This window comes from Bradyrhizobium sp. NAS80.1, from assembly GCF_001908205.1.
In the GTDB taxonomy this organism is placed as follows: Bacteria; Pseudomonadota; Alphaproteobacteria; order Rhizobiales; family Xanthobacteraceae; genus Bradyrhizobium.
On sequence record NZ_LGHL01000306.1, the window covers coordinates 1 to 4,653 of the forward strand.

The window sequence follows — 4,653 nt, forward strand, 5'->3', positions numbered from 1 at the left end:
CGAGCGGCATCGCGCCGCTGGCGATCGCGACCGATGGCGGCGGCTCGACGCGGATACCGGCTGCCTGCAACGGCGTGGTCGGCTTGAAGCAGAGCAATGGCGTGATCGCGCACAGCCAGGCGCTCGACGCCTTCGGCAACCAGACCTATGTCACACCGACTACGCGCACCGTCGCCGACACCGCGCTGATGATGCAGGCAATGGCGGGCGAGGATCCTTGTGATCCCTGGTCGATCGGCGTTCCCGTGCCCGATTTCATCGGCACCGCCACCCCGCACGGCGATCTGCGTGGGCAGAAGGTCCTGTTCTGTGCCTCGCCGCCCGGTCGTCCCGTGTCCGCGGATGTTGCCGCGGCCTTCAAGGCGAGCCTTGATCGGCTGGCGGGCCTGGGTGCCGAGCTCGAGGAGTTCTCCGGCGAGGGCTTTGACGTCGAGCCGATCTGGCGGGCCATCAACCACACGGTCTGGCGCACCCGCTTCGCCAAGCTGGTTGCCGAGCATGGCGACGTTCTCAGCGAAGCTTTCGTCAAGCAGGTCGCTCTTGCGACAAATGTCAGCGGCGTCGATTACCAGGAGGCAATGTTCGCGCGAACCGCGCTGTTCCGCCGCGTGCAATCCCTGCTTGCGCGTGCGGACTTCCTGGCGATGCCGACTATCACGCGCACCGTGTTGCCGATCGACCAGGACCTGTTCGGCACCATCGAGATCGACGGCAAGCACTTTGACAGCGTCCGGCCGCACTGGTTTCCCTGGACCATGCCGTTCAACATGACCGGGCATCCCGCAATCAGCCTGCCTTGCGGCTTCGGCGGCGACGGCCTGCCGATCGGGCTTCAACTCGTCGGCCGCTTCCGCAGCGATGCGGAATTGCTGCGCGTCAGCGCACTGTTCGAGGCTTCGCAGGGCCTTCTGTCCCGCTGGCCCGGCTGAGGCGATGATGACGCGCCGCAAAGGGCTTGCGTCCGGCGTCCGGACATGTAGATCGTGCCGCCGGTGAGCCCAGAATCCGAGCGCGCATGAGCGTATTTGTCCTTCGACGTGTCCTGACCCTGCTGGCGACGCTGGTCGGCGCATCCCTGATCATTTTCCTGGTGCTGGACGCTCTCCCGGGCAATGCCGCGCAGATGTTGATGGGGGCCGATGCGTCGGCCGATGCGGTGCGCGCGCTCACCGTCAAGCTCGGGCTCGACCAGCCGCTGGCGGTTCGCTACCTGCAATGGATCAAGGGCCTCCTCGTCGGTGATCTCGGCAACAGCTATGTCTACGGCACGCCGGTAGCGGGCCTGATCGCGGAGCGGCTCGTGCTGACCATTCCGCTCGCGATCATGTCGATGCTGATCACGGTAACGCTGGCGCTCTCGGCCGGCATCTACACCGCCGCCAACCACAACAAGCTCGGCGATGTCGGCGTGATGTCCCTGACGCAGGTCGGCATCGCGCTGCCGAACTTCTGGTTCGCAATCCTCCTGGTTCTCTTGTTTGCAGTGAGGCTGCAATGGCTCTCCGCGGGCGGCTTTGCCGGCTGGGAGGACGGTATCTGGCCCGGCATCAAGTCGCTGCTGTTGCCGGCGATCTCGCTTGCGGTGGTGCAGGCCGCGATCCTTGCGCGCGTCACGCGTTCGGCCGTGCTCGAGGTATTGCGCGAAGACTTTGTTCGTACCGCGCGCGCAAAGGGGCTCGGCAAGCGCGAGGTGCTGTGGAGTCACGTGCTGCGCAACGCCATGATCCCGGTGATGACGGTGATGGGGCTGCAATTCGCCAATCTGCTCGCCGGTACCATCGTGATCGAGAACGTGTTCTATCTGCCGGGCCTTGGCCGGCTGATCTTCCAGTCGATCGCCAACCGTGACCTGATCGTAGTGCGCAACTGCGTGATGCTGCTCGCGGCCATGGTCGTCATCGTCAACTTCGTGGTCGATGTGCTCTATGCCTTCATCGATCCCCGAATCAAGGTCCACGACCTGTGAGCGCGCCCTTGACCATTGACACACCGGTCGCAACGCGTCGCGTGCCCGCCCGGACGTTCTGGGGCCGCGCGCTGCGTCACCGCAGTTTCGTGCTGGGCGGCGTGCTCAGCCTTCTGGTGCTCGCCTCGGCGCTGTTGTCGCTGGTGTGGACGCCGTGGTCGCCGTACGAGATCGACATCGCCTCGAAACTCAGGCCACCGTCGGCGGCGCACTGGCTCGGCACCGATTCCTTCGGCCGCGACATCGTCTCGCTGCTGCTCGCGGGCGCTCGCTCGACGATCCTGGTTGGGGTCATCGCCGTGAGCATCGGTCTCACCTTCGGCGTCTGTCTCGGCCTGATTGCTTCGGCAAAGCGCGGCTGGACCGAAGAGATCATCATGCGCTTCTCCGACTTCACCTTCGCCTTTCCGGCCGTGCTGTCCGCGATCATGCTCGCCGCTGTCGTGGGACCTGGCATGGTGACCTCGATCGTCGCGATCGGAATCTTCCAGATCCCGACGCTGACCCGGCTGACGCGCGGCTCAGCCAACGCGATCTGGGCGCGGGAATTCGTGCTGGCGGCGCGCGCGTCGGGGAAGGGGGCTTTCCGCATCACCATCGAGCACGTGCTGCCGAACATCCTGTCGATCCTGATCGTGCAGGCAACCATCCAGTTTGCGCTCGCAATCCTCGCCGAGGCCGCCTTGTCCTATCTCGGTCTCGGCACGCAGCCGCCGCAGCCGTCCTGGGGGCGCATGCTGAACGATGCGCAGACGCTGCTGTTCCAGTCGCCGATGCTCGCGGTCTATCCGGGCGCGGCGATCGCAATCGCCGTGCTCGGCCTCAATCTCCTCGGCGATGGCCTCCGCGATCTGCTCGATCCACGGCTGGCGCGGGAGCGATGACGATGATTGAGCGCTCAACCAAGCCGCTGATCGAGGTCGACAATCTCGGTGTCCGGCTCAACACCAGCCGCGGGCCGGCGCAGGCCGTGCGCGGCGTCAGCTTTGCACTGAAGCGCGGCGAGACGCTCGGGCTCGTTGGCGAATCCGGCTGCGGCAAGTCGGTCACCGCGCTGTCGCTGATGGGGCTGCTGCCGGACAGCGCCGTCGTTACCGGCAGCATCAAGCTGGACGGAAGCGAGCTCGTCGGGCTTTCGGATGCGGATTATTGCCGGCTGCGCGGCAACCGTATCAGCATGATCTTCCAGGAGCCGATGACTGCGCTCAACCCGATGCACACGATCGGGCATCAGGTCGCCGAGCCGCTGCGGCGTCACAAGAAATATTCGGCTGCGCAGGCGCGAAGAGAGGCGATCGCCTTGCTCGACCGCGTCGGACTGCCCGATCCGGCCAAGCGCGTCGATGCCTATCCGCACCAGTTCTCCGGCGGCCAGCGCCAGCGCGTCACCATCGCCATGGCACTCGCCTGCGAGCCGGACTTGTTGATCGCGGACGAGCCGACAACCGCGCTCGACGTCACCATCCAGGGCCAGATCCTCGATCTCATCGCCGACCTCGTCGAGGAGCGGGGCATGTCGATGGTCCTGATCTCGCACGATCTCGGCGTCATCGCCGAGAACGTGCAGCGCATGATGGTGATGTATGGCGGCACGGTCGTCGAGAGCGGCCCGACCGACCAGGTGTTCCGCCGCATGGGACATCCCTACACGCAGGGCCTGTTCCGCGCCCGTCCGCGCCTCGGTGCACGCAAGGGGACGCGATTGAAGACGATATCGGGCACGGTGCCGGAGCTCGCAGACCTGCCGGCCGGCTGCACGTTCGGCGATCGCTGCCCGCTGGTCGAGGGCAAATGCCGCGCGGCGCTTCCGCCGATGGTCGAAGTCGGTCCGGGGCACGCCGTCCGCTGCGTACGCACCGATGTCTCGATGGCCGAGACTATCGGAGCATTGTCCGCATGACCGCCGCGCCTCTTCTCGACGTGAAGGATCTCGAGCAGCGCTACACGCTGCCGCGGGAAAGCCTGTTCCGTCCGCCTGGTCAGGTGCGCGCGCTCAATGGCGTCAGTGTGCGGGTCGATGCCGGCAAGAGCCTCGGCATCGTCGGCGAGTCCGGCTCGGGCAAGTCGACCTTTGCGCGGGTGGTGATGGCGCTGGAGCGGCCGACGTCGGGCCAGGTCGCGCTGCTCGGGCGCGATCTCAACCGCATCTCCGCCGATGAGCTGCGTCGCGCGCGCCGCGATTTCCAGATGGTGTTCCAGGACCCGTACGGGTCGCTCGATCCGCGGCAGACCATCGTGCGCATCGTCGCCGAGCCCTTGACCGTGCTGGAGGGCGCCGATCGCACGACATTCCGCGAACGGGTCGCTGCGGTGCTGCGTCAGGTAGGCTTGCGCGATGCGGACATGGACAAATATCCGCACGAGTTCTCCGGCGGCCAGCGCCAACGCATCGCGATCGCGCGTGCGCTGATCACCCAGCCGAAGCTCATCGTCGCCGACGAGCCGGTCTCCGCGCTCGACGTCTCCGTGCAGGCGCAGGTCCTGAACCTGATGCAGGATCTCCAGGAGCAGTTCGGCCTCAGCTACATCCTGATCAGCCATGACCTCGCCGTCGTCGACTATCTCTGCGACGAGGTCGCGGTGATGTATCTCGGCCGGATCGTCGAGCAGGGCCGGCCGGAAGATCTGTTCGAGCGCTGCGCCCATCCCTATACGCGGGCGTTGCTGGATGCCGTGCCGCGGGCGCG

General features: G+C 66.2%; 5 protein-coding genes. All 5 read left to right on the forward strand.

All coding sequences use genetic code 11. From position 1 onward, the window contains the following. The coding region (locus AC629_RS42155; RefSeq protein ID WP_084810531.1) for an amidase at nt 1-929 on the forward strand (929 nt) is incomplete at its 5' end. Nucleotides 930-1,015: 86 nt separating this feature from the next. Then, a complete protein-coding gene (locus tag AC629_RS42160; protein WP_074120141.1) occupies nt 1,016-1,966 on the forward strand; it encodes an ABC transporter permease in 951 nt (316 codons plus the stop codon). Next, nucleotides 1,963-2,850 (forward strand): ABC transporter permease, encoded by an 888-nt coding sequence (locus tag AC629_RS42165; RefSeq protein WP_084810532.1) that lies wholly within the window; start codon nt 1,963-1,965, stop codon nt 2,848-2,850. Before AC629_RS42160 ends, AC629_RS42165 begins: the two co-directional genes overlap by 4 nt. Nucleotides 2,851-2,852: 2 nt before the next feature. Beyond that, nucleotides 2,853-3,866 (forward strand): ABC transporter ATP-binding protein, encoded by a 1,014-nt coding sequence (locus tag AC629_RS42170; protein ID WP_084810534.1) that lies wholly within the window; start codon nt 2,853-2,855, stop codon nt 3,864-3,866. After that, nucleotides 3,863-4,653 (forward strand): ATP-binding cassette domain-containing protein (locus AC629_RS42175; protein ID WP_084810533.1); only part of this gene is annotated, 791 nt, incomplete at its 3' end. The genes AC629_RS42170 and AC629_RS42175, both read left to right, overlap by 4 nt.

Excerpts from the sequence above, each read along its gene's own strand:
- AC629_RS42160 (WP_074120141.1), top strand. The coding sequence starts at position 1,016 with ATGAGCGTATTTGTCCTTCGACGTGTCCTGACCCTGCTGGCGACGCTG.
- AC629_RS42170 (WP_084810534.1), top strand. The coding sequence starts at position 2,853 with ATGATTGAGCGCTCAACCAAGCCGCTGATCGAGGTCGACAATCTCGGT.